Genomic DNA, 25,428 nt, shown 5'->3' on the forward strand with positions numbered 1-25,428 from the left:
AACTTGTTTTACAGCATCTCTTCTAAACTCTTCACTATATTCTCTTCTTGCCATTTTTAATTCCTTCAATTATTTACAATTTTCTCTAAATTGTTATTTTAATTAACTGAATTAATTTGTGTCTATATTTTCGGGGTCATTCCATATAGAGATGGTGCAAATACAGATGTTATCCCATCTTATACAGTTTATGATGGTGGAGTTAGATATAAAACAAAACTTGATAAATTCCCAACAACATTTATAGTTAATGCTACAAATTTGACAGGTAAAAAATATTGGAGAAGTTCAACATCTTTTGGAGAACCAACAAATATTGCATTTTCTATGAAAATGGAGTTTTAATAAATTAAGCTATCTTTTTGTTCTCAATAATAAATATTGAGAACAAAATTATTAAAAATAATAAATAAAAAGAAGATAAGATATGAAAAAAGAAGAAGACAAAATTTTTAAACAAAGACTCCAAAGAGTACATGTGTCAACAGGAGTAAGTTTTTCTTTACTTATGTATATAGCTGTATTTTTTGGAATATTTGCTATTATACTCCCATATATTCAAGTTTGGGAGAAGCCATCAAGACATTTTAAAATGGCTGATATTACAACTATAAATTATGGAGCTATGATAGATCCCATTTTGGCAGATCCAGACTATCCAAAGGTAAATCCAATAACAATATCATTTCCTGGATATATGGAAGATCCTGCTTTAAAAATAAGAACAGATTTTGTAAAAACAAAAGTTTTTAATCCAAATACTTCACTAGAAGTTGAAAATGAAGGTGATTTATCAGAATTAGCATGGTTTTTAAACTCTATGCACTATGGAAGACCACTAAAAGATGTTGGAATATATACTTTTGGATTTATGGCTGTTGGAATTATGTTTTTGGTTATAGGAGGAGTTTATCTAGTCCTAAAAATAAAATATACAAATAGTGGTAAAAATGCTACAAGTAAGTTTTCAAAGTGGCATAGAAAGATATTTATATGGACATTTGCACCTTTTATCATTATCACTCTAACAGGTGCATTGATGAATATAGGATATAGCGGTTCAGCTCCTATGACATATATTGCTTCAAAAGGTAATACTCATGAAATAGGAGATTTAACTGGACCTATCTTATTTCCTAAGCAACCACGACTTGATTTACGAAATGATAGTATAGTTATGCTTCCTATAAATGAATTACTTATAAAAGCAAAAGAGATAGCACCTCAAATAGATTTTCAAAGAGTAAGAATTATAAATTGGAATGATAGTAGTGCAATAGCAAAATTTGAAGGATATAATCCATATATGCCATTTTTAAATGGTATTTCAAATAAACCTTTTGTAACTCTAAGCGGAGTTGATGGAAGCTTAATACACCAACAAAAAGTTATGGATAAACACTGGAGTGGATTATTTTATGATAGTATTTTCTTTTTACACTTTTTATTTGGAGTAGATACATTTACAAGATTCTTTATACTTTTTCTTATGACTTTATCTACATTAGCAATAGGTTTTGGTAATCTGTTATGTTTAGAGAAGAAAGCAAGAAAATTACCAAATAATACTCCAACTTATCAAGGATTTGGAAAACTATCTTTAGCAGTTATGATTGGAGTTATTCCTGCAACTGGACTTTTATTTGTTTTACAATGGTTACTTCCTTTTGATATGGAAAATAGAGTATTAATTCAAAAAGGTTTATTTGCAACTCTTTGGATAGCTACTTTAGCTTATAGCTTCTATCAACTAAACTCCTACAAAACAGCTAAAGAATTTTTATATCTTGGTGGAATTTTATTTATTTTAAGTCCAATAATACATTTTATAAATAGTGGGTTTAATCCAATATCTTTATATGTAGGTGAAATGTATTCTATACTAGGTGTTGATATTGGATTATTTATATTTGGAGTAATTTTACTTTTTGTTGCTTATAAATTACCAACAAATAAAGAAAAGATTCAAGAGTTTTGGACAAAAAGAGGTGTTAAATGACAAAGTATCTCAATAAACTCAAAGTTGCAGAAAATAGTGGCACAAAAATAGGATTATTTAGAACTATTTGTTCTATTTTTGGTGGATTAATTGTTGCATATTTAAGTATGACTTTTTTAGTATTTATTATTCCAGGAACTGCTGGTGAATCTATAATAGTTTCACTTTTACTAAATACTTTAACTTGGGCAATTATTGCTTTGTGGATTAGTTTATCTAAAACAAAATATATAGCGCTTTTAAGATGTGTTGTTCCAAGTTTAATATTTGGAATACTTTTAATAATACTTTACAATATTTAAGGATAGAAAAAATGATAAAAAAGATATTTATATTTTTAATTACAATATTTGCTGTTAGCTCTTTATACGCTCATGATGAACTTACACTAGAGATAATTGATAATAAAAATAATACTATTACAATAGTAGGTGATGAAGAACATAATCAAGGTTTAGCAGGAGCTTTAATCAAAGTTGAATCTTTAATAAGTGGAGATATACTTTTTAAAGATAGATTTCCAAAAGAGAGTAAAATTACAATTGATATTCCAAAAGAACCTTATCAAGTTGTTCTTGATACTTCTTTTGAAGTTTTAACAAAAGTTGGTATTGCTCCAATTCAGGGATTTGATAAACAACATCAATTAACAGCAGATGAAGTTTTAGCAAAACTATCAAAAGAGACTCATAATGAAGATGAGTGGGATAATTTAACTATTCTTTTCTTCTCTTTATGTTTAATTTTATTTTTATTTGCAATTTATTTTAGCAATAGAAATACAAATAAAATATTAGAAAAAGTAAAAGAGGGTTAATCTCTCTTTTTATACTCTTAAGTTATATATTTTTATTAAATCCTTTTAAAACATACCTTCAAATAACATTTTATTTCAAATTCTCACCCAATAAAAGAATTTTTATGCTAGAATAAAGATATTTTATTTCAAGGAGTAATTATGAATACAAGTATAGTAGGAAGACATATAAAACTTACGGACGCAATAAAAGATTATATAAATAGTTCAATAGATACATTTAAAAAATATAACTTGGATATTATTTCAGTTACTTCTACGATTGTTGGAGATGAAAAAGCAAAAGGTTTTACTTTTGAGTTCTCTTTAAATATTGCAAATATAGATACAGTTGTTATTAAACAAAAAGATAAAGATTTATATACTGCAATTGATATTGCAACAGATAGAGTTGCAAAAGTTTTAAGAAGACACAATGATAAAATAACTGCTCATAAAGCAACAAAATTTAGCGAAGCTATAGAAGTAGAAGATGGTATAGCAAAAGAGCTTGAAAAGTTTGAAGATGAGATTATACCTCAAAGATTAACTTCTTATAAGCCAATAGATATTGAAGAAGCTTTAGAAGAGTTGAAAAATTCAACTGCTTTGTTTAAAGTTTTTTATGACAAAGATGACAATATGAGAGTTCTTTACAAGGCAAATGCTGCTGGAAAATTTGGACTTTATTAATACAGAAAAAAGTATACAAAAAGGTATTAGCTTTTGCTAGTACCTTTTTTAATTTATAAAAATAGGATTAGATAAAATTTATGGAAAAAAACTTAAAAAAAATTGCACTAATAGGGCAACCAAATGTTGGAAAATCATCGCTTTTTAACAGAATAGCAAATAAAAGAATAGCTATTGTATCAGATGTTTCTGGAACAACAAGAGATGTAAGAAGACATGAGATAGAGATTATTGATAGAAGTGCATTGATTCTTGATACAGGAGGAATTGATGATACAAATGATGAAATTTTTTCAAATGTAAAAAAGAAGGCTGTAAAAACTGCAAAAGAGGCTGATATAATACTTTTTATTGTAGATGGAAAAAAGATCCCCGATGATAAAGATAAGGAACTATTTTATGAGCTTCAAAGATTAGGTAAAGAGCTTGCCTTGATTGTAAATAAAATTGACAATGATAAAGAGCTAGAGCGACTTTGGGAATTTTTTGAATTTGGAATAGGAGAAGAAAACCTTTTTGGAATATCAGTTTCTCACAATCGTGGTACAAAAACACTTTATGAGTGGATTTATAAACATCTTCCAGAAAATCCTGAAACAGTTGCAAGAATGGAAGAAGAAAAAAGAAGAAAAGAGCTAGAAGGTGAGTTTTTTGAAGAAGACTTTGATGATGAAGAGGATTTTTCTGCTGAGGGATTAGAAAAAATAGAAGAAGAACTTATTATTGATGATACTTCTATAAATGTTGCAATTATTGGTCGAGTTAATGTTGGAAAATCATCTATTTTGAACTCTCTTGTGGGAATGGAAAGATCAGTTGTTTCAAGTATTGCTGGAACAACTATAGATCCTGTTGATGAAACTTTCTCTTACAAAGACAAAGAGATAACTTTTGTTGATACAGCTGGACTTAGAAGAAGAGGAAGTATTGAAGGTATAGAAAAATTTGCCTTAATGCGAACAAAAGAGATGCTAGAAAAAGCAAATGTTGCTTTGGTTATTCTTGATGCTTCAAGAGAGCTTACAGATTTAGATGAAAAAATTGCTGGATTAGTTGATGAATATGGTCTTGGAACAATTATTGTTTTAAATAAATGGGATGAAAATATGGATACATTTCAAAAAATGGAAGAAGAAGTAAGAAGAAGATTTAGATTTTTATCTTATGCTCCAATCATAGCAGTTTCAGCAAAAACAGGAAGAAGTGTAGATAGATTAAAAGATAAAATTATAGAGATTTTTGAAAACTATACACAAAGAATTCCAACTTCACAACTAAACAAAGTAATAGAAGAGGCGGTAATTAGACACTCTCTTCCAAGTCCAAATGGAGCATATTTAAGAATTTATTACTCTACACAATTTAGCTCAAGACCACCAAGAATTGCTTTAGTTATGAATAAACCACAACTTTTACACTACTCATATAAAAGATATTTGATTAACTTTTTAAGAGAGAAGTTTAATTTTGAAGGAACACCAATTCATGTTATTGCTCGTGGTAAAAATGATAAAATGGGTGATGAAGAGTATCTAGAAAGATAGGAATTTTTTTGACAATTAAAACTGTAAAAAATGATATTTTAGCTGGTATTACTGTTGCTGTAGTTGCACTTCCTTTGGCTTTGGCTTTTGGAGTTGTAAGTGGAGCAGGGGCTATTGCAGGACTTTATGGAGCTATTATATTAGGTTTTATTGCTGCTCTTTTAGGTGGCGTTTCTGTTCAAGTTTCAGGACCAACTGGTCCGATGACTGTAGTAACAGCAGCTGCAATTGCTACTTTTCCAAATGATTTTTCAACTGTTATGGCAATTGTATTTTTTACTGGAATTATTCAAATATCTTTTGGAATTGTAGATTTAGGAAAATGGATAAATTTTATTCCATATCCAATTATTTCTGGTTTTATGTGTGGAATAGGTGTTATTATTATAATTTTACAAATAAATCCACTTTTTGGGGCTAATACAAATAGTTCAATTGTTTATATAGTTACTCATCTTTTTGAAACATTTAAAAATACAAATTACGAAGCACTTTTTGTTGGTTTAATTACAATTTTAATAATGTTTTTAACTCCAAAAAGTATTACAAAAATAGTTCCAGCAGCTTTAGTGGCTCTATTTTTTGTAACTATTTTAGCTACGATATTAAACTTAAATATTCCAACAATAAGTGAAATTCCATCTCAGTTACCAGATTTTATTTTCCCATCTTTTAATATTTTAGATTTAAGCAGTATTCTTACTTTTGCTATTACTTTGGCACTTTTAGGTTCTGTTGATACTCAATTAACATCTGTTTTGGTTGATTCAAAACTAAAAACAAATCATAATTCAAAAAGAGAATTAATCGCTCAAGGTATTGGAAATACTATGTGCTCATTTTTTGGTGCAATTCCAGGAGCAGGTGCAACTATGAGAACAGTTGTTAATATGAAAAATGGAGCAACAACTAGAATCTCTGGAGTTACTCATGCAATTGTATTACTTATCATAGCTCTATTTTTAGCTCCAATTGCTTCAAAAATTCCCTTGGCACTTCTTGCTGGAATTCTTATAAAAGTTGGTTTTGATATTTTAGATTATAGATTTTTACAAATCATACAAAAAGTAACAAAAGACGATTTAATTATTATGATAACTGTATTTTTATTAACAGTTTTTGTAGATTTAATAATAGCAGTTGCGGCTGGAGTTTTTATCTCATCATTTATGGCTGTTTATCAAATATCAAAAAATATCAAAATGAAACATCATAGAGTTTTAATAGTTGATGAAAATATAGATATTATAAAAGTAAAAGGTGCTTTATTTTTTGCTACAGCAATACTTCTTGAGAGAGTTATAAACAAAGCTAAAAGTGAAAAAATAGTAATTGATTGTACAGAAGTTAGTTATTTAGATATGTCTGCTATATTCAAACTTGAAGATATTATAGAAAAATATCAAGAAAAAAATATTGAGATTATTTTGGTTATAAAGTATACTCACAAAAGAAGATTGTTGAAAATAGGTAAAATTTTTAATACAATAAAGATATACAGAATCCTAGAACATGCAAAAATACATATAAAAGAAGAGTTGAAAAATGAGCAAAATATATCTACTAAATGAGCAAAAATTTGATGGAGTAGAAAATCTTGAAGTTTTTGAGATAGAGTATTTAAAATTTGATTTAGATTTAAAAAAATATGATGCCTTAGTCTTTACATCAAAAAATGGTATTTTTTCACTAGAAGAAAATGGTATAAATTGGAAAAACATTCCATCTTATGTAATAGCTCCAAAAACAGCAGATATTGCAAAAAAAGTTGGTGCAAATATAGCTTTTATTGGATTTAGTGGTCATGGAAATGATTTTGCAAATGAACTAATCCCATATTTAAAAGATAAAAAAACTCTATATGTAAGAGCATTAAAAACCGTATCAAATCTCACAAATATTTTAAAAGAAAACGGTATAAATATAGATGAAATAATTGCATACAAAACATCTTGTAATAAAAAAGAAAGAAAATCTTTAGATAAAAACTCTACAATTATTTTCACCTCTCCATCTAGTGTTGAGTGCTTTTTTCAAAAATATAGCTGGGAAGATAGCTTTAAGGCAATAGCTATAGGCAAAACAACAGCTTTATATCTTCCAAAAAATATAAAGTGTGAAATAAGTTCTATTACTAGTGTTGAGGAGTGTGTTAAACTAGCTCTTAAAGATTAGTTTAATCACAATTTTAAATTTTTTTAGATAAAATTATCAATTCTAAGTAGTACGGGATTTCCATTACTTGCGGGTCCGATAATATTTTATTTTATACAAATTTGTAGTTTATACTGTGTGCAGCATCTCCTTTGGTTTTTGCTCCTAAAGTATTTCTCTTGTATATTTACTTGGCTTTTAGGGCCACCTTTATGGTTATCGGCTACTTGGATTTTAAAAATTAAAGGGAAAAATAATGAATATATTAATACTTGGAAGTGGCGGTAGAGAGTACTCTATTGGACTTGCACTAAAAAATGAAAAATCTCACAATTTATACTTTATGCCAGGAAATGGTGCAACTTCTAATTTAGGAAAAAATATTAATATTACAGATTATGAAAAACTAGCAATTTTTGCAAAAGAAAATAGTATAGATTTAACAATTGTTGGACCAGAAGGTCCACTTGTAGATGGTGTTGTTGATATATTTAAAAAATACGAATTAACTATTTTTGGACCTTCAAAAGAAGCAGCTCAGCTTGAAGGTTCAAAAGCTTATATGAAAAATATATTAAAAAAATATAATATACCAACAGCAGCATTTATTGAAACATCAAATAAGCAAGATGCTTATAGTTTTATAGATAATATGAAAAATCTTCCAATAGTTGTAAAAGCAGATGGTCTTTGTGGCGGAAAAGGTGTAATAATAGCTCAAAGCAAAGAAGAAGCTAAAAAAACAGTTGATGATATGTTAAATGGAAGTAGTTTTGGAGAAGCTGGTGAAAAAGTTATCGTTGAAGAGTTTTTAGATGGTTATGAGCTTTCAGTTTTTGCAATTTGTGATGGTGAAAATTACAAAATACTTCCAGCCGCTCAAGACCATAAAAGAGTAGGTGATGGTGATACAGGACCAAATACTGGTGGAATGGGTGCTTACGCTCCAACTCCACTTATAAATGATGAGATTTATAAAAAACTTGAAGATAGAGTAATTAAGCCTACCCTAAAAGGAATGCAAGAAGAAAATGCTCCTTTTGAGGGTGTTTTATTTATTGGAGTTATGGTTGTAAAAGGTGAACCAATAGTTTTGGAATATAATGTTAGATTTGGGGATCCTGAGTGTGAAATTTTAATGCCTTTAATTGAGTCAAAAGTTTCTGAATTATTCTACTATGGAGCAACAAAACAGCTTGATAAACTTGATATAGTAATAAAAAATGAATTTGCTGTTGGAGTTGTAATGGCTAGTGAAAACTATCCATATAGTGCTAGTGCTCACTCTATTATAACTATTGATAATATTGTAGATAAAGATTTACTTGATAACTCTCATATATCATTTGCTGGAGTTGAAGAAAAAGATGGAAAACTTTTGGCAACAGGAGGAAGAGTTTTGGTTTGTGTCGGAGTTGGAAAGAGTATAAAAGAAGCAAGAGATAGAGCTTATTTATTATCTTCTGAAGTTCATTTTGATGGAAAGAAATTTAGAAATGATATTGCATACCAAGCTTTAAAGAACTAAAATGCAAGAGCAAAATAGTAACTCAAACTTACAATTAGCAACTCTTAGAAGTAGGGCATTGGCTTTTGTTATTGATGATTTAATCGTAACTTTATTAATCTGTCTTATTTATTGGAATAGTATAGTTGCTGTAAGTGACAATCAAGAGGCTTTAATAAACCTAATGCAAACAACTTTTGTAGTGCCTTTAATAGTATTAAAGCTTGTATATCATACTTTTTTTATTTGGTATTATGGGCAAACTTTAGGTAAAAAAATAGTAAAGATTAGAGTAATAGATGCTAATTCTTGGGAAAGAGTTAGCTTTTTTTCATCTTTTTTAAGAAGCTTAGGAAGAGTTATATCTGAAATGTTTTTTTATATAGGATTTTTAATAGGATTTTTTACTGAAGGTAGAAGAACTTTTCATGATTTTACTGGTAAAACGTTGGTAGTAAATGCATAAAATAGTTGTTTCATTAGCTTTAGCTTCATTTTTAATTCAAGTAAATGCACAAGAGTTAGATATGGAAAAGTTGCAACTTGTTGCAAAAGATGTTGATACTAAAAATAATATTATAACTGCAATTGGTGATGTTGTTGCATACTCTCCAACATATTATTTAAGTTCCGATAAAATGGTTTATGATAAAGACAAAGAGATTTTAGAACTTTTTGATAATGTTTTAATTATCAAAGATAATAAAATCCAAACTCAAAGTAACTACGCTTATGTAGATATGAAGAATGATATTATAAATCAAGACCCAGTATTTCTAATGGATAATACTTCAAATATTTGGTCAAACTCAAAAGAAGCAAATAAAGATAAAGATGTAATAACTCTTGAAAACTCTATTTTATCTTCTTGTGATTGTATTGATCCAGTTTGGAGTATTAGGTCATCAAGCAGTGATTATGATACTGAAGCTATGTGGATGAATACTTACAACCCTAGACTTTATGTAAAAAATGTACCTGTTTTTTATCTTCCATATTTTGGTTTTCCAACAGATACAACTAGACGAACAGGACTTTTGCTTCCAACTATGGGATATTCAAGTAGTGAAGGTTTTTTATATTCACAACCAATATTTATAGCTCCTGCTGATAACTATGACATAGAGCTAATTCCACAAATTAGAACACAAAGAGGATATGGAAGCTACGCAAATTTTAGATATGCTGATAGTCCTGATAGTATGCTTAATGTAAAAACAGGATATTTCAAAGAGTTTGATAACTACAGAAAAGAAGAAAAACTTGAGAATAGTGAACATTATGGTTTAGATATTGATTATGAGAGAAAAAATATTTTCGCAACAAAAAAAGAGCATCAAGATGGAGTTTTTACTTCTGTTAGATATTTAAATGATATTGAATATATAACATTAAAAGAAGAAGATGACAATTTAGGAACTGATAAAAAAGTAGAATCTAAAGTAAACTATTTTTATAATACACCTGAATATTATGGTGGAGTTTATGGAAAATACTATGTAGATGCTTCACAAAAAACAAATGATAATACTTTACAAGAGTTACCACAAATTCAGCTTCACTCCTACAATAAAGAGCTGTTTTTAGAAAACCTTATATACTCTATAGATACAAAAGCACAAAATTTCACAAGAAAAGAGGGCTTAAACGCAAAAATCTATGATATAAATGTTCCTATTAGTTATACAAAAAATATTTTAGATGACTATATGTATGTAGGAGTTGAAAATAGAACTATTTTAACTCAATATGATTACAGTAACTCTTTATATAATAATTTAAGATACGAGGATGGAACTTTAATACAAAATAGGACCTCTTTTATTGTTGGAACAGACCTATTAAAACCATATAGTGACTATATTCATACTTTAAACTTAAACGCTAGTTATGATATTCCTGAAAATTTAAGAAAAGATGGAGATTTGTACAATATAACAGTAAAAGAGAATCAACCACTAAAATATAATGAATTAAGTGTTTTTCCAACTTTGCAAGAACAAAAAACAATAAAATTATCTTTAAACCAATCAATTTATGATAAAGATAATTTAAAACAGTTTATAAATCATAAAATGTCACAATCTATTTTATATAATAGTTTCGATGAACCAAAATTCCAAGATTTAGATAACTATGTAAAGATAAATCATGATTATGGTTCATTATCTGGAAAAGTTGTTTATAATATGGATGATAACAAAGTTGTTGAAGGAAGTTTTGATAACTCATTAAGTTATGAAAATTTAACTTTTAGTGCGGGTTATTATTATTATACTAAAAAAACGAATAATGAGTTTAATACAAGAGATGATTTAGAATCATATAGATTATCAACTTCTTATAAACTGGCTAAAGATTACTCTATAAAATATTACGAAAACTATGATTTACAAGAAAAGACAAGAAATAGACAAGGAATAGGGTTGAATATAGATGATAGTTGTTGGAATTTAGATTTATTACTTGAAAAAGAGATAACTCCTAGAAGCAGATATGTTGAAAGTACAAGAAGTTATGATAGTCATGAACAAACTATTGTATATGCCGTTTTAATGCTAAAACCAATTGGTGGAATAAGACAAAAATCTATAGTTAAAGATAGCGATAAGTAATAATGAGTAAAGATAAAATATATTTCAAAAATAGAGAAGAAGCAGCTTATAAACTACTGGAAATATTACCAATAGATAGCATGAAGCTTGAAGAGTGGACGGTAATTGCTTGTTCATATGGTGGTTTTGAAATTGCAAAAATAGTAGCAGATAGTTTAGATGCAGAGTTTGATATTATGTTTAATGAAAAAATTTATGCACCACAAAATGATGAGTGTGAAATAGCAGTTGTAACGGAACTAGAAGAAGTTTTAATACATGAAGAGTTGGTTAAAGCTTTTGATATAAATCTTGATTCAATTTATACTATGTCAAAAGAGATATATAAAGAGAAAATAAAACCAGTGGCTTATAGATTTAGAAATGGTGAGAAATTTCAAAATCTAGCTTTTAAAAATGTTTTAATTGTAGATGAAGATATAAATGTTGGTTTAGTTATGATGGCTTGTATAAAAACTATTATAAATCAAAAAGTAAAATCTATAAGTGTAGCAACTCCAATACTATCTACTGCTAGCATAAAAGCAATCGACAGTATTACAGATGATTTATACTATATAAAAAGTCTTGATCATTTTATTGAGGCAGAGTATTATTATGAAACATTAGAAGAGCTAACTTATGAAGATATAAATAGAATTAAAAATGAAGGAAAAGAAAAAGAATGATAATAAAATGTGAATTAGAGCTAAATCAACAAAAAGAGATTTTTGAGTTTAATAAAATTGCTAAACAAGCAAATGGTGCAGTATTGGCAAAAATGGGTAATGCAGTTGTAATAGCAGCAGTTGCTAGTGAGTTTGATAATCCTGTAAGTGAAGATTTTACTCCACTTACTGTTCAGTACATTGAAAAAACATATGCTTCAGCAAAACTTCCTGGTGGATTTATCAAAAGAGAAGGAAAACCTAGCGATTTTGAAACATTAACTTCAAGAGTAATAGATAGAAGCTTAAGACCACTTTTTCCAAAAGGTTTTGTATATCCAACAACAATAACTGTAATGGTTGTAAGTGCTGATAAAAATGTAGATTTACAAATATTGGCACTAAATGCAGCAAATGCAGCACTTTACACTTCAAATTTACCTATTAAAAAATCTGTTTGCGGTGTAAGAGTTGGAAAAATTGATAATAAACTTGTAATAAATCCAACAAAAGAAGACTTAGAAAATTCTACTTTAGATTTATATATAGCTGGTTCAAAAGATGAATTGCTTATGATTGAGATGAAAACAATTTCATCTTTAAATGATTCTAAACACTTTACAAATGAAATGGAAGAAGAAGCTTTAATAGAAGCAATAGCTTTTGCTCAAGAAGCTCTAAAAAAATCAAATATAGCTTATGAGATAAATTTTGAGAAAGCTTGTAAAATAAAAGCTAATGTAGAATTAGTTGAATTTGCAATAGAAAAAGAAGTTATTGATTATGTAAGAGATAATTTTGCAAATGATATACAAGATGCTATCAAAAAACTTGCAAAAAGTGAAAGAGCAGTTGAGTTAAAAGAATTAGCAAAAAGTATCGTAAAAAATGATTATTGCACTACAAATGAATTTGAATTTAAAACAATTTTTGAAGCTGTTAATATTGTAAAAAAAGAATTAGTTCGAGCTATGATAGTAAATGAAAAAATTAGAGCAGATGGAAGAAGGCTTAAAGATGTACGACCAATAAGTATTGAAACAAATATTTTACCATCGGCTCACTCTTCTTGCCTTTTTACTAGAGGTGAGACTCAGGCTTTAGTTGTAGGAACTATTGCTGGAGCAAAAGATGGACAAATGTATGAGATTTTAACAGACAAATCAACATCTATGGAAAATCTTATGGTTCATTATAATTTTCCTGGATTTAGTGTTGGTGAAGCAAAACCAATTTTTAATGTAGGAAGAAGAGAATTAGGTCATGGAAATCTAGCAAAAAAAGCACTAGAATCTACAATAAATAAAAACTTCAAAGATACTTTTAGAATAGTTTCAGAAATTTTAGAATCAAATGGTTCTTCTTCTATGGCAACTGTTTGTGGTGGTTCACTAGCGCTTAAAGCTGCAAATATCCCCGTTTCAGATCTTGTAGCAGGTGTTGCTATGGGAATGGTTGTTGAAGGTGATAAGTACTCTGTTCTAACAGATATTATGGGTCTTGAGGATCACGATGGAGATATGGATTTTAAAGTTGCTGGAACTTCAAAAGGTATTACAGCTTTACAAATGGATATAAAACTTGGTGGAATTGAATTAAATGTTCTAAAAGAAGCTCTTTTGCAAGCACAAGAGGGTAGGTTGCATATTTTGAATATTATGGAAGAAGCAAGTCTTGATATTGTTTCAAGTCCTGCTTTACCAAAAATTGAAGAGTTTGAGGTTGATAGTTCTAAAATGATGGTTATTATTGGAAAAGGTGGAGCTACAATAAAAGAGATTATTGAAAAATACTCTGTAAACATAGATTTAGATAGAGATAATGGAATTGTAAAAGTAAGTGGTGATAACTCTTCTAAAATAGCAGAAGCAAGTGATTTTATAAAAGATTTGGTAAATAATTCAACTGCATATAAAGCACCAGCAAAAATAGATTTTGAAAAACTTTATAGTGTAGATGAAATTGTTTCTGGAAAAGTTGAAAGAATAGTTGATTTTGGTGCATTTATTCTTCTTTCAAAAGGAGGAGAAGGTCTTTTGCATATATCTAAAATTTCAAAACAAAGAGTAGAAAAAGTAAGCGATATTCTAAGTGTTGGACAAGAAATAGATGTAAAAGTTCTAAAAATTCAAAAAGATAAAATAGAACTAGGTTTAAATTAATATTAATTAATTTTGTGTTAGGATGGGAAAAATTTTTAAATGAATAAAATCAAGGGGCTAATATATGGCTAAACTTTTAATAGTAGATGATTCTACAATGCTCAGAGACATGTTGAACTATGCTTTAAATGAGGGTGGTTATACAGATGTTGTTGAAGCAGTTGATGGAGTAGATGGTCTAGCTAAGGCAAAAAATACAAATTTTGATTTAATTATTACAGATGTTAATATGCCAAATATGGATGGTTTAACCTTAATTGGTGAACTTAGAAAAATTCCTCAATATATAAAAACACCTATTTTAGTTTTAACAACTGAAAGAAGTGATGAAATGAAAGCTAAAGGTAAATTTGCAGGAGCTACTGGTTGGATTGTTAAACCTTTTGTTCCAGATCAGCTTTTAAAAGCTGTAAATATAGTGCTAAGTAGATAAATCAAAAAGGGGAGACTTTAATTATGTCATTTGATATTTCAAAATATAGAGAAATGTTTTTAGAAGAAGCAGCAGAGCTTTTTGAATCAGCTGATAATGTTTTGTTAGCTGCTGAAAACAATGGAAGTTTAACAGATGACGAGATGGGACAACTTTTTCGTGATGTTCATACACTAAAAGGAAGCGGTGCTTCTGTTGAATTGGCTTTTTTTGCTGAATTTACGCATGATGTTGAAAACTTAATGGACAAATTAAGAAGCCATAAAATAGACTATAAACCAGAAATGGCTGAAACTCTAATAGATGGTCTTGATGTAATGAAAGAAATTTTAGAATTAGAAGTGTCAAACCAGATTACTAGAGAAAAATTCCAAGATTTAACAACTTCTTTATTAGAAGAGCTTAGAGCATATTCAAATGGTAGCATTATTGCTAAAACAGTTGAATTAAAGCAAGAACCAATTCCACAAGCTGTTACGACATCAGAAAAAACAAATACTCAAATTACTGATGAAAAAGAACAATTTGGTTTTTTTAATGATGATTTAAATAATCAAAGAGATATGAAAGATATGCCTTTTGGTATTTTTGAAGATGATGATATTGATGATAAAAATATTGGTTTTTATGATGATGAGCTTGAAAATTTATCAAATAATATAGATGATAATAAATTTAAAATTGATGAGAATAAAGAACATTTTGGTTTCTTTGATGATATGGAAAAGATTTCTCCAAATTCTATTATGGAAACAAATGATATTGAATCTGAAACTTCTAATGATAATAAAATAGTTATTCAAGATAAAAAAGAAGTAGCTTCTGCACCAACTACTACTAGAAGAGTTAAAGAAAATAGTGATGATGGCGAAAAAAAATCTATCTCAAATAATAATAACAGCATTAGAGTAAATCTTGATAAAATTGATTTATTAATGAATAATGTTGGGGACTTAGTTATTACAAATGCTATGCTTACACAATTTTCATCAACTATTGAAGAGACTAAAACTAGAGGTTCTGTTTTAGAAAGACTTGAACTTCTTGAGCGACATATTAGAGATATGCAAGATAGTATTATGAGTATTAGAATGGTTCCTATGGACTCTATTTATTCAAAATTTCCAAAAGTAGTACGTGATATATCTAAAAAACTTGGTAAAAAAGTCGAATTTAAACATTATGGTGATAATGTTGAAATAGATAAAGCTATGATTGAAGGATTAACAGATCCTTTAATGCATATTATTAGAAACTCTTTAGATCATGGTATTGAAATGCCTGAGGATAGAATAAAATCTGGTAAAATTGATACAGGAACTATTAGTATTTCTGCAGAACAAGCAAATGGTCAAATGATAATTACAATTAAAGATGATGGAAAAGGTGTTGACAGTGAAAGAGTTGCTGAAAAAGCACTAGAAAAAGGTCAGATTGATGAAAACCAATTTGCAAGTATGTCTCATAACGATAAAGCTCTTTTGATTTTTGGAGCAGGGCTTTCAACAGCTGATCAAATAACTGATATTTCAGGTCGTGGTGTTGGAATGGATGTTGTAAAAACAAATATTCATAAATTAGGTGGAATAATTAAGCTTGATACAGAACTAGGGAAAGGTACAATTATTACAATTATGCTTCCTTTAACTCTTGCGATTCTTGATGGTCTTGATATAAGAGTTGGAGATCAAAAATATATCTTACCTCTTAGCTCTATTGTTGAATCACTTCAGCCAACAGCTAATATGATTAAAAAAATTGGTGATGGAACTCAAGATTTATTAATGTTAAGAGAAGAGTTTATTCCTGTAGTTAAACTTCATCAACTATTTGGACTTAAAAAAAGTTTTGAAAAACTTGAAGATGGTATGTTAATAGTTGTGAAATCAGGAAATACTAAAGTAGCTCTATCTATTGATGAATTTTTAAATCAACACCAAGTTGTTGTAAAACCTCTTGATAAAAACTTTAGAAGTGTTCAAGGAATTGGGGCTGCAACAGTTAGAGGAGATGGAAGTATTGGACTTATTCTTGATGTTTTAGGAATTATAGATGCTCAAATTAAAATAGAAAAAGATATGAATGCAACAAAAAGAGCCTCTTAAGAAATAATTATGGCATATACAACACAAGATGTACATGAAAAAATAAAAAAAATTCTTTATTCTCTAACAGGTATTACTCTTACTGAGAATAAAGATATTATGATTTCAAATAGAATAGATAAGTTAAAAAGAAATTGTAATAATTATGGCGATATTATGGAACTTTTAGACTCTGTTGAAAAAGGAATAAATGTTACAGAGTTTATCAATACTTTTACTACAAATAAAACTCATTTTTTTAGAGAAGAGTTTCATTTTGAAGATTTAAGAGATAGAGTTCTTCCTACTTTCTCAAAAAATAAAGAAAATATATCTATATGGTGTTCTGCTTCTTCAACAGGAGAAGAGCCTTATTCTATTGCTATGACTGTATTTGAAGCAAATAAAGCACTATCTTCAAACATTAAAGCAAATATAATAGCAACAGATATTGATACTAGTGTTTTACAGTATGGAGCTGATGGTATTTATAGATACTCAAAATCATCAAAAGAGTTTCCATCTTGGATTAAACCACAAAATTATTTTAAAAGAAGAGTACAAAAAAATCTATCAGGAGAAGAAGTTTTAATAAAAGTAAATGATGAGTTAAAAAAAATGGTAACTTTTCATATAATGAATCTAAACAATGATAGTTATCCTTTTTCAAATCATCAATTTGATGTAATTTTTTGTAGAAATGTTTTAATATATTTTTCAGTAGAAGATCAAAATAATATTTTAAAAAAATTATTTAAATACCTCAAAATTGGTGGGACTTTATATCTAGGGCACTCAGAAAACCCTCAAGATTTAATACATTATGTAAAAAGAGCAGGGCAAAATATATTTGTTAAAGAGAAAGATTTAATATGATTACTATTGGTAGAAAAGATGGAAACATAGAAAAACTATCTTTAGCAAAAATAACTCAAAAAACAAAAGGTTTTCCTACTCATACAGTTATTGGTGGTGAGTTTGCTGTAGCTCCTGATAGTGATGATATTGCCTTAAAAACTCTTTTGGGTTCTTGTGTTGCTTTAATGTTTTATGATAGAAAAAAGAAAATAAAAGCAATGAATCACTTTTTATTACCTGATACAAATGATAATTCAAATGATATGAAGTACGGACTATATTCAGTTGAAGCCATGCTAAATGAGATGTACAAACTAGGTTGCTCAAAATCTGATATTGTTGCTAAAATATCAGGTGGTGCTGATATTATGAATTTAAATCTAAAAAACTCAATAGGTTCAAGAAATGTTGAATTTGCAAAAGAATTTTGTCACAAAGAAGGGTTTAGAGTAATTTCTGAACATGTAAGAGGAGAGCATGGAAGGTTGATACTTCTTGCTGATAACTTTGAAACTTTTATTAAAGTTACTCAAAAAACTGAAACTGATAGTAAAATTCTATCAAATGAGAAATCATTACAAATTGAAATCTCTAAAGCTCCAGTTATCAAAGAGTACACAGGTGCAGTTGAGCTATTTGGTACAAATAATAAGAAAATTGAACAAACTATGGAAATTGAACTTTTTTAAAAAATATTTTAGGATAAAAAATGTACACAGTATTAGTAATTGATGATTCTGCCTCTATGAGACGAATTTTAAAAGATATGATAAGCTCTATTGATGAATTTGAAGTAGTTGCAGTTGCAAATGATGCTTACGAAGCTAGAGAAAAAATCAAAGAATACGAACCTGATTTAGTTACTATTGATATAAATATGCCAAAAATGGATGGAGTTACATTTTTAAGAAATCTAATGCGACTTCACTCTATGCCAGCAGTTGTAATTTCAGGGGAGAGTGTAAGAGGAAGCGATATTTTCGATGATGGTGCAGTTGGATTTATTCCTAAACCAAACTCTAGAGAGAGTATGGTATCTTTTGAATCAAGAATAAAAGATACACTTTTAAGCCTTACTTTTTTACTAAAAAGATATACACTAAAAAAACCAGCTCCTTTGAAAAAAGATTATAAACCAACACAAACACCCAATTATAAAGTTCATCCAGATGAAGTTATTCCTCTAAGAGCTGCAAAATTTGGAGGACAAAAAGTAATAGCAATTGGATCATCAACAGGCGGGGTTGAGAGTTTATTAAAAGTATTTAGTAGATTGCCTTCAGATTTACCACCAATTGTTATGACACAACATATTCCGTATGGATTTTCAAACTCTTTTGCTTTAAGATTAAATGATCATTCAGCTGTTGAAGTTTGTGAAGCAAAAGATGGGCAGATATTAGAATTTGGTCATGCTTATTTAGCTCCTGGAAATATGCATTTAACTATTGAAAAAGTAGGAAATGAGCTAAGAACAAAGCTTCTTGACACAAAAAAAGTAAGTCAGCATAAACCAAGTGTTGATGTATTATTTAGATCTGTAAACAATAGTGTAGGTGGAAGTGCCATGGCTGTTATGATGACAGGAATGGGAGATGATGGAACAATTGCCATGAAAGAACTTTTTGATAATGGTGCATATACTATTGCACAAAATGAAGCTACTTGTGTTGTTTTTGGAATGCCTATGAAAGCTATACAAGCAGGAGCAGTAAAAGATATAGTTCCTTTAGATGAAATTGCTGATTATATAATAGCTTTTTCAAAAGGAAAAGTTAGATAAGAATGCATTTATAAGTAGAGCGTTAATTTTTATAAATGTTCTATTCTTAATAAATAAAAATATACTTAGTATTGAAAACTATAATTTTCAAACTAATATTAATATCTCTTTTGTTATACTTTCTTATAAATTAATAAAAATATTTAGAGGTTCATATGAGATATGATTTAGATTTTAAAAACAACTTTAAAGACACGATTCTGTTTTGGATAGAGAGATTTATAAGATATAAATTAACAAGTCTATCAAATAGACAAGTATCAAATAAAGATAAACTAGCTTTTATTATTCAAAGTTTAGTAAAAGGTACAAAATCAATTGAAGAGCTTGATGCTTTAGTAAAAGAAGCTAGAAATATTGGATTAAATGGAATAAATACATATTTTAATCCTCTTTTAAAACTATATAACTATACAAATAATTTAGGTTTAGCTTCTCTTAAAGAGATTGATGAAGAGTTATTAAGTGATTTTTTAGCTAGTGAAACCAGTGCTCTATCAGATGCTTCCAAAAAAAACCATCGTATCGCCCTACTATCTTTATTTTCGTACATAGATAAACAAAATGAAAATGAAGATGGAAGCTCATATTTATTCAAAATAGAGTTAAAAAATTGGGGTGGATTAAGTGGAAAAAGTGGTTCAAAACTCCCCTCTTTTATGAATAAAGATGAGATTGATAGATTTTTATCTGCTATTAATAATTTTGAATTTTCCAATAATACAGCTTATAGAAACCGACTTATTATAAAAATAATAATATATACAGGAATTAGGGTTAGTGAGATGTTAAATCTAAAATTAAAAGATATTTTTAACGAAAAAGATGTTTATATGCTTCAAATTCGTGGAAAAGGAAATAAACCAAGAGTTGTTATGATTAAAAAAGACATTATTGAACATGAACTACAAAACTGGCTAACTCAAAGAGTTTGCAATAGTGATATTTTGGTTTGTAATCAAAAAGGTGAGAGATTAACTCAAGCTTATGTTAGTCGTATTGTTGAGAACATTTTAGTAAGTGCTGGTATTAGAAAAGAGAAGAATGGAGCACATATGCTACGTCATAGTTTTGCAACTTTACTTTACTCAAAACACCATGATTTAATACTTGTTCAAGAAGCTTTAGGTCATGCAGATATAAATACAAGCAGAATTTATACTCACTTTGATAAAGAAAGATTAAGAAAGACTACAGATATTTTTTAACTTAATATTGTTTTATCAATAATTGGATAAAATAACAACTTTATTATAAAATTAATACATTTTTGGAGATTGAAATTGATTGAAATTGACTATTATGAGCTTTTGGAGATTGAAAAAACATCTGATAAAGCAACAATAAAAAAAGCATATAGAAAACTAGCTATGCAGTATCATCCTGATAAAAACCCAAACGACAAAGAAGCTGAAGAGAAATTTAAAACTATAAATGAAGCTTATCAAGTTTTAAGTGACGATGATAAAAGAGCTTTATATGATAGATATGGAAAAGCTGGTTTAGAAGGTCATGGTGGAAGAAGTTCTGGTTTTGGTGGTGGGTTTGATGATTTAGGTTCTATTTTTGAAGAGATGTTTGGTTTTTCAAGAAATCATAGCAAAAAAGAGAGAAAAACTTATAACTATAATCTTGATACTGCCGTTGAAGTTAAATTAGAGTTCAATGAAGCAGTATTTGGTTGCAAAAAAGAGATAAACTATAAATATAAAACAGCTTGTAAGCCTTGTAATGGAACTGGTGCAAAAGATAGTAAGATTGAAAACTGTAAAACTTGTGGTGGAGTTGGACAAGTTCATACAAGACAAGGTTTTATGACATATGCACAAACATGCCCTACTTGTAGCGGAAGCGGACAATCAAAAGCAAACTCTTGTAAATCATGTAATGGAAATGGTTTTGAAGAGATTAAAGGAAATTTCACTGTTGATATTCCAGAAGGTGTAAATGATGGAATGAGAATAAGAGTTTCAAATAAGGGAAATATAGCACCAAATGGTCAAAGAGGAGATCTGTATCTTCAAACAAAAGTAAAAGAAGATAGTCACTTTGTAAGACATGATGATGATATATATTTTGAAGCCCCTATTTTCTTTACTCAAGTAGCTTTAGGAGCAAAAATAAAAATTCCTAGCTTAAAAGGTGAATTAGAGCTTGAAATACCAAAAAATGCAAAAGATAAACAACAGTTTACTTTTAAAAATGAGGGAGTAAAAAGTGTTCAAGGATATGGAAAAGGTGATTTAATTGTTCAAATAAAAATAGAGTATCCAAAAACTTTAACAAACGAACAAAAAGAGCTTTTAGAAAAACTACAAGATAGCTTTGGGGTAGAAAGTACTCCTTCTGAAATAAAATTTGAAGGAATGTTTAACAAAGTTAAAAAATGGTTTTCATAAATTGAAAATATACACAAGGAGCATGAATGAAATTTGAATACGTTGGATATAGACCTGTTATTAGCCACCATGGAATTACTTTTAAGCAAGGGAAAGATGATAAATTTATTTATTTACCTTATGTTTATGAAATTTTAAATGCATTAAATCATGAATATACAGCAAATAAGAATAAATATTCAAATAGTATAAATCTTGATAATTCAAATATTGATAAATTATATAAAGTTGTTGAAACATATTTTCCAGATATTGAAAAATCTATAGAAGATAAGCTCAAAAAATATAAAGAACATTTAGAAGAAGAGAGAGAAGATATAATTTCAAGACCACACTTGAGTGATATAGAAAAAAATATATTTCTTACAAATCTTGATTTAATGAAAAATTATAGAGTAAATAGGGCAAAAAACAAAATATTCTATTATTTTACAATAGCAACTATTGTAGAAGTAATAAAAGAAAAAAGAATTAAAGAAATAGATATTCCATATCACAATAAATTTTGGCATGTTTTAAACACTCTTCAAGGTGTTTTGAGTTCTGAAAAAATATCTAGTAATATAAAAGCTGTATATTTAGATACAAAATTAGAGCTTAAATTTACTACATCGTTATCTTAAAACTGCTTAATAATATCAAGATTTTTTTTATCTAAATCTTGATATTTTTCCATTATATTTTTATATTCCAATTCATAATTTTTATATAAAAAAGAGTATTTTTCTTCATTTTTATACTTATTAGAGCCTTTTTTTGAGCTTGAAGATAATGCACTTATAAAATCAAAAGAGTTTACTTCGAGTAAAATATCATCTAAATCTTCTTTCCTAAAACTGTATCAAATAAAATATTTGCTAATTTTTCATCACTTGTAAAAAGTGTAGTTAATCTAAGATTTTTTGCTAAATCTTTTTTCTCAACATCTTTAAAAAGCTCATCAATCTCTTTTAGTGTAATTCCATTTATATTAAAAAAGGTCAATGAGTCATCTCTTTTTTTATCTTTATTTAATATATTTTCAACACTATTTGAAAATATATTGTCTATATCTTTTTCTAAAATATTGTTTGTATTTGTTTTCAATATTAAAATATCATAGTTTGAGTTTATCATTTATTAAAACCAAAATATAAAAAATGTTGCAATATTTGAAATCAAAATTGCAAAAAGTATAGATATCTTTGTAGAGTTATTTTCTACAAAAATAAACTTATTTGATAATTTATTTGTTACATAAATAGCCGGAGAGAGGCAAAATGCAATCAATGCCAAAACAAAAACAGAATATATAACAACATCTATCATAAAAAATACCCTTTATTGAAATATTATATAAAATATAACGAAAATAAAAACAAAATCCATTAATTTATATCAAGCTAAATACAATTGTCTTTTTTTGATAAAAACTTAAGTTCATCACAAGAAAATCCAGCTTCTTTTCTAGCACTAAAATTCAAATCCATTTTTCTTTTAGTGCTACCTGGAAAAACCTTTTCTATGGCTTCAAAATAAGCAACTTCTGGATTGCACCCTACTTTTTCACACTCATATTTAAACCAGAAATCGCCTTTTTTTACATGGCTTATCTCTTCTTCTAAAATAATTTTTAAAGCCTCTATTAACTCAATATTAAATTCATCTTTGTTTGAGTTTAGTTTTTCCATAATTTTTGGATTTTGATCAAGACCATTTGCCTCTAAATACCTAGGAATACATGCCATACGACTTAATAAATCAGGAGTTTGTTGCATAGCTTCAAATAGATTTTTATGTACTTCAAATTCTCCATAAAAACCATTTAACTTTTTTAATAATTTTTCTAACATCAAAAAATGTCGAATCTCATCACTAGCAACTTCTAGCCAATCTTTATAAAATTCAAAAGGCATATTTTGGTATCTTAAAGCTGCATCTAAAGCTAAATCAACAGCACTATACTCAATATGTAAAATAGTGTGTATTAAATATTTTTTTCCCTCTTTCGTTTTAAAGTTTTTAATTGGAGGAAGTTCTGTTGGTTTTACTATAGATAAAAAATCAGCATAAGATGGATTTTGTATATCTAAAGCTCTATAATTATGATTAAAAATAAGCTTATTTTCTAAAAAAAGTTTATAAAATTTATCAAACTTTATAAACTTTTCTTTTGGTAATTTTGTGAGTAAAATATCCTCTAAAATTGTGAAATAATCCATGTACATTAACCTTTTTTTAGATATAATGAAACAATTTTAGCAAATTAAGGTTTAAAATGGAAATCAAAGTTCATCCTATGGGTGATTATGCCACAAATTGTTATATTGTTACTATCGATAATAAAGATTTTATAATTGACCCTGGTGTAAACGCTACTGCTTGGATTAAGCAAAATATTAAAAATCCAGTTGCTGTTTTAAATACACATGGACATTTTGATCATATTTGGTCAAATCAAGAAGTAAAAGAGCTTTTTAATATAAAGCTTTATACTCCAAAAGATGATGAATTTATGTTAACTTTAAACCCATATAATTTAGGAATGCCTCATTCAAAGGCAGATATTTTAGTAAATCCAGATGAAGAAATTGAAATTGAAGGTGTAAAAGTAAAATTTCACCATTTTCCTGGACATACTCCTGGATGTAGTATGATTGAAATAAATAAAACATTTTTTAGTGGAGATTTTATCTTTAAAGGAACTATTGGAAGATTCGATTTTCCAAATTCAAGTTCAACACAGATGAAAAAAAGCTTAAATAAAATTTTAAAATGGAAAGATAATTATAATATTTATCCAGGACATGGTGATAAAACTACTCTTTTTAATGAAATTGACAATATTACTATATGGGAAAAACATATAAAATGAGAAATTTCTATGAAACTATCACTCAATTATCTCATAAGCTATCAATAAGCGAAAAACAAGAGATTTTTGATGATATTTTTGAATTTCTACAGTTTAATTTTCATATAGATTCATTAAAAATTTATCTTAAGAAAAATGGTATTTCAAGTAGTGTTTTTGATAATTCAGATCAAGAAAATTCACCATTTTATTATACATATAAAACAAAACTTACAAATAGTCTTGAGCTTACTTTCGGAATTATTTTTAAAAATAAAGATAAGCTAGATAATTTAAAAAAAGATACTACAAATATTAATATTTCACTAGATATTTTATCTATGAATATCTATACAAAACATTTAGAAAATACTATCTCTGATATTTTGATTATAGATTTATTAACAGGGTGCTATAATAGAACCTATTTAAATCATTACATAAGATCTATTTTCAGTTTGGCTTTGAGAGAAGAAAAAAAAATAGCATTTTTAAAAGTTGGTGTTGATCACTTTAAAGCTGTTTTAGATGAATTTAACTATGAAATTGGTGATAGGGTAATAAAACAATTGGCACAAGTTTTACAAGCTGGAACTAGAGATTCTGATTTAGTAATAAGAGTTTCAAATGATGCTTTTTTGGTTTTGCTTCAAAATATACAAGAGGAAGAAAATGCTGTTTTTGTTGCAAATAAGCTAATAGATGCTTTTAAAAAAGAGAAGATAGTTATAAACCCTGATACTAATCAAATTTTAATGAAAACAATCTGTGTTGGAATTACATTTTATCCAAAAGATGGAGAAGATTTAGATACAATAATCAAAAAGTCAGATATAGCAATTAGAGAAGCTAAAAATAAAGGTAGAGGTATTGCATTCGTATTTAGTGAAGATGAAACAGCTAAGATTGAACTTTTTTAGG

At 27.8% G+C, this 25,428-nt stretch carries 25 protein-coding genes; 22 read left to right on the forward strand and 3 right to left on the reverse strand.

What is annotated here, in order from left to right:
* Positions 1-427: 427 nt before the first annotated feature.
* From CJ670_RS05265 to CJ670_RS05360, 20 genes are all read left to right on the forward strand, one after another.
* Complete coding sequence (locus CJ670_RS05265) at positions 428-1,999, forward strand: PepSY-associated TM helix domain-containing protein (RefSeq protein ID WP_105939144.1); 1,572 nt, start codon at positions 428-430, stop codon at positions 1,997-1,999.
* Positions 1,996-2,301, forward strand: a complete 306-nt coding sequence (locus CJ670_RS05270) for a hypothetical protein (RefSeq protein ID WP_105939145.1) — start codon at positions 1,996-1,998, stop codon at positions 2,299-2,301. The genes CJ670_RS05265 and CJ670_RS05270 overlap by 4 nt, the downstream gene beginning before the upstream one ends.
* Positions 2,302-2,312: 11 nt before the next feature.
* Complete coding sequence (locus CJ670_RS05275) at positions 2,313-2,816, forward strand: hypothetical protein (protein WP_228154205.1); 504 nt, start codon at positions 2,313-2,315, stop codon at positions 2,814-2,816.
* A gap of 141 nt (positions 2,817-2,957) precedes the next feature.
* Entirely contained in the window at positions 2,958-3,488 is a 531-nt protein-coding gene (hpf, locus tag CJ670_RS05280; RefSeq protein WP_105911274.1) for a ribosome hibernation-promoting factor, HPF/YfiA family, read from the forward strand.
* 80 nt (positions 3,489-3,568) lie between these two features.
* The gene (der, locus tag CJ670_RS05285; RefSeq protein WP_105911275.1) at positions 3,569-5,032 is read left to right on the forward strand and encodes a ribosome biogenesis GTPase Der; all 1,464 of its coding nucleotides are present in this window, start codon (positions 3,569-3,571) and stop codon (positions 5,030-5,032) included.
* Between the two features lie 8 nt (positions 5,033-5,040).
* The gene (locus CJ670_RS05290; RefSeq protein ID WP_228154206.1) at positions 5,041-6,603 is read left to right on the forward strand and encodes a SulP family inorganic anion transporter; all 1,563 of its coding nucleotides are present in this window, start codon (positions 5,041-5,043) and stop codon (positions 6,601-6,603) included.
* Positions 6,578-7,207, forward strand: a complete 630-nt coding sequence (locus CJ670_RS05295) for a uroporphyrinogen-III synthase (RefSeq protein WP_105939146.1) — start codon at positions 6,578-6,580, stop codon at positions 7,205-7,207. Before CJ670_RS05290 ends, CJ670_RS05295 begins: the two co-directional genes overlap by 26 nt.
* Positions 7,208-7,442: 235 nt before the next feature.
* Positions 7,443-8,714 (forward strand): phosphoribosylamine--glycine ligase, encoded by a 1,272-nt coding sequence (gene purD, locus CJ670_RS05300; protein ID WP_105939147.1) that lies wholly within the window; start codon positions 7,443-7,445, stop codon positions 8,712-8,714.
* A gap of 1 nt (position 8,715) precedes the next feature.
* A complete protein-coding gene (locus CJ670_RS05305) occupies positions 8,716-9,159 on the forward strand; it encodes an RDD family protein (RefSeq protein WP_105939148.1) in 444 nt (147 codons plus the stop codon).
* On the forward strand, positions 9,152-11,308 hold the full coding sequence (locus CJ670_RS05310) for an LPS-assembly protein LptD (protein ID WP_105939149.1): 2,157 nt from the start codon (positions 9,152-9,154) through the stop codon (positions 11,306-11,308). The genes CJ670_RS05305 and CJ670_RS05310 overlap by 8 nt, the downstream gene beginning before the upstream one ends.
* Before the next feature lie 2 nt (positions 11,309-11,310).
* Positions 11,311-11,976, forward strand: coding sequence for a phosphoribosyltransferase family protein (locus CJ670_RS05315; protein WP_105939150.1), 666 nt, complete (start codon positions 11,311-11,313; stop codon positions 11,974-11,976).
* Positions 11,973-14,117, forward strand: coding sequence for a polyribonucleotide nucleotidyltransferase (locus CJ670_RS05320; RefSeq protein ID WP_105939151.1), 2,145 nt, complete (start codon positions 11,973-11,975; stop codon positions 14,115-14,117). The genes CJ670_RS05315 and CJ670_RS05320 overlap by 4 nt, the downstream gene beginning before the upstream one ends.
* Before the next feature lie 64 nt (positions 14,118-14,181).
* Positions 14,182-14,550 carry a response regulator gene (locus CJ670_RS05325; RefSeq protein ID WP_105911282.1) on the forward strand — a complete coding sequence of 123 codons (369 nt, stop codon included), beginning with the start codon at positions 14,182-14,184 and terminating at the stop codon, positions 14,548-14,550.
* A 23-nt stretch (positions 14,551-14,573) separates the two neighbouring features.
* Positions 14,574-16,655 (forward strand): chemotaxis protein CheA, encoded by a 2,082-nt coding sequence (locus tag CJ670_RS05330; RefSeq protein WP_105939152.1) that lies wholly within the window; start codon positions 14,574-14,576, stop codon positions 16,653-16,655.
* 9 nt (positions 16,656-16,664) lie between these two features.
* Complete coding sequence (locus CJ670_RS05335; RefSeq protein ID WP_105939153.1) at positions 16,665-17,510, forward strand: CheR family methyltransferase; 846 nt, start codon at positions 16,665-16,667, stop codon at positions 17,508-17,510.
* On the forward strand, positions 17,507-18,181 hold the full coding sequence (locus CJ670_RS05340) for a chemotaxis protein CheD (RefSeq protein WP_105911285.1): 675 nt from the start codon (positions 17,507-17,509) through the stop codon (positions 18,179-18,181). Before CJ670_RS05335 ends, CJ670_RS05340 begins: the two co-directional genes overlap by 4 nt.
* Positions 18,182-18,201: 20 nt before the next feature.
* Positions 18,202-19,275, forward strand: a complete 1,074-nt coding sequence (locus CJ670_RS05345; RefSeq protein ID WP_105939154.1) for a protein-glutamate methylesterase/protein-glutamine glutaminase — start codon at positions 18,202-18,204, stop codon at positions 19,273-19,275.
* A gap of 155 nt (positions 19,276-19,430) precedes the next feature.
* Complete coding sequence (locus CJ670_RS05350; RefSeq protein WP_105911286.1) at positions 19,431-20,483, forward strand: tyrosine-type recombinase/integrase; 1,053 nt, start codon at positions 19,431-19,433, stop codon at positions 20,481-20,483.
* A 75-nt stretch (positions 20,484-20,558) separates the two neighbouring features.
* Positions 20,559-21,674, forward strand: coding sequence for a molecular chaperone DnaJ (gene dnaJ / locus CJ670_RS05355; RefSeq protein ID WP_105939155.1), 1,116 nt, complete (start codon positions 20,559-20,561; stop codon positions 21,672-21,674).
* Between the two features lie 26 nt (positions 21,675-21,700).
* Positions 21,701-22,297, forward strand: coding sequence for a hypothetical protein (locus tag CJ670_RS05360; protein ID WP_105939156.1), 597 nt, complete (start codon positions 21,701-21,703; stop codon positions 22,295-22,297).
* 193 nt (positions 22,298-22,490) lie between these two features.
* On the opposite strand, the gene CJ670_RS05365 is transcribed toward CJ670_RS05360, so the two are convergent.
* From CJ670_RS05365 to CJ670_RS05375, 3 genes are all read right to left on the reverse strand, one after another.
* Positions 22,491-22,790: a hypothetical protein gene (locus tag CJ670_RS05365; RefSeq protein WP_105939157.1), complete on the reverse strand. Its 300-nt coding sequence runs from the start codon at positions 22,788-22,790 to the stop codon at positions 22,491-22,493.
* A 3-nt stretch (positions 22,791-22,793) separates the two neighbouring features.
* Positions 22,794-22,982 carry a hypothetical protein gene (locus CJ670_RS05370; RefSeq protein ID WP_105911290.1) on the reverse strand — a complete coding sequence of 63 codons (189 nt, stop codon included), beginning with the start codon at positions 22,980-22,982 and terminating at the stop codon, positions 22,794-22,796.
* A gap of 74 nt (positions 22,983-23,056) precedes the next feature.
* Positions 23,057-23,875 carry a ferritin-like domain-containing protein gene (locus tag CJ670_RS05375; protein WP_105911291.1) on the reverse strand — a complete coding sequence of 273 codons (819 nt, stop codon included), beginning with the start codon at positions 23,873-23,875 and terminating at the stop codon, positions 23,057-23,059.
* A 56-nt stretch (positions 23,876-23,931) separates the two neighbouring features.
* Between CJ670_RS05375 and CJ670_RS05380 the strand changes: the two genes are divergently transcribed.
* Complete coding sequence (locus CJ670_RS05380; protein ID WP_105939158.1) at positions 23,932-24,528, forward strand: MBL fold metallo-hydrolase; 597 nt, start codon at positions 23,932-23,934, stop codon at positions 24,526-24,528.
* On the forward strand, positions 24,525-25,427 hold the full coding sequence (locus CJ670_RS05385; RefSeq protein ID WP_165785187.1) for a GGDEF domain-containing protein: 903 nt from the start codon (positions 24,525-24,527) through the stop codon (positions 25,425-25,427). The genes CJ670_RS05380 and CJ670_RS05385 overlap by 4 nt, the downstream gene beginning before the upstream one ends.
* The last annotated feature ends 1 nt before the right edge of the window (position 25,428 follow it).

The organism is Arcobacter cryaerophilus gv. crypticus (assembly GCF_002993025.1).
GTDB classification, from domain to species: Bacteria; Campylobacterota; Campylobacteria; order Campylobacterales; family Arcobacteraceae; genus Aliarcobacter; species Aliarcobacter cryaerophilus_B.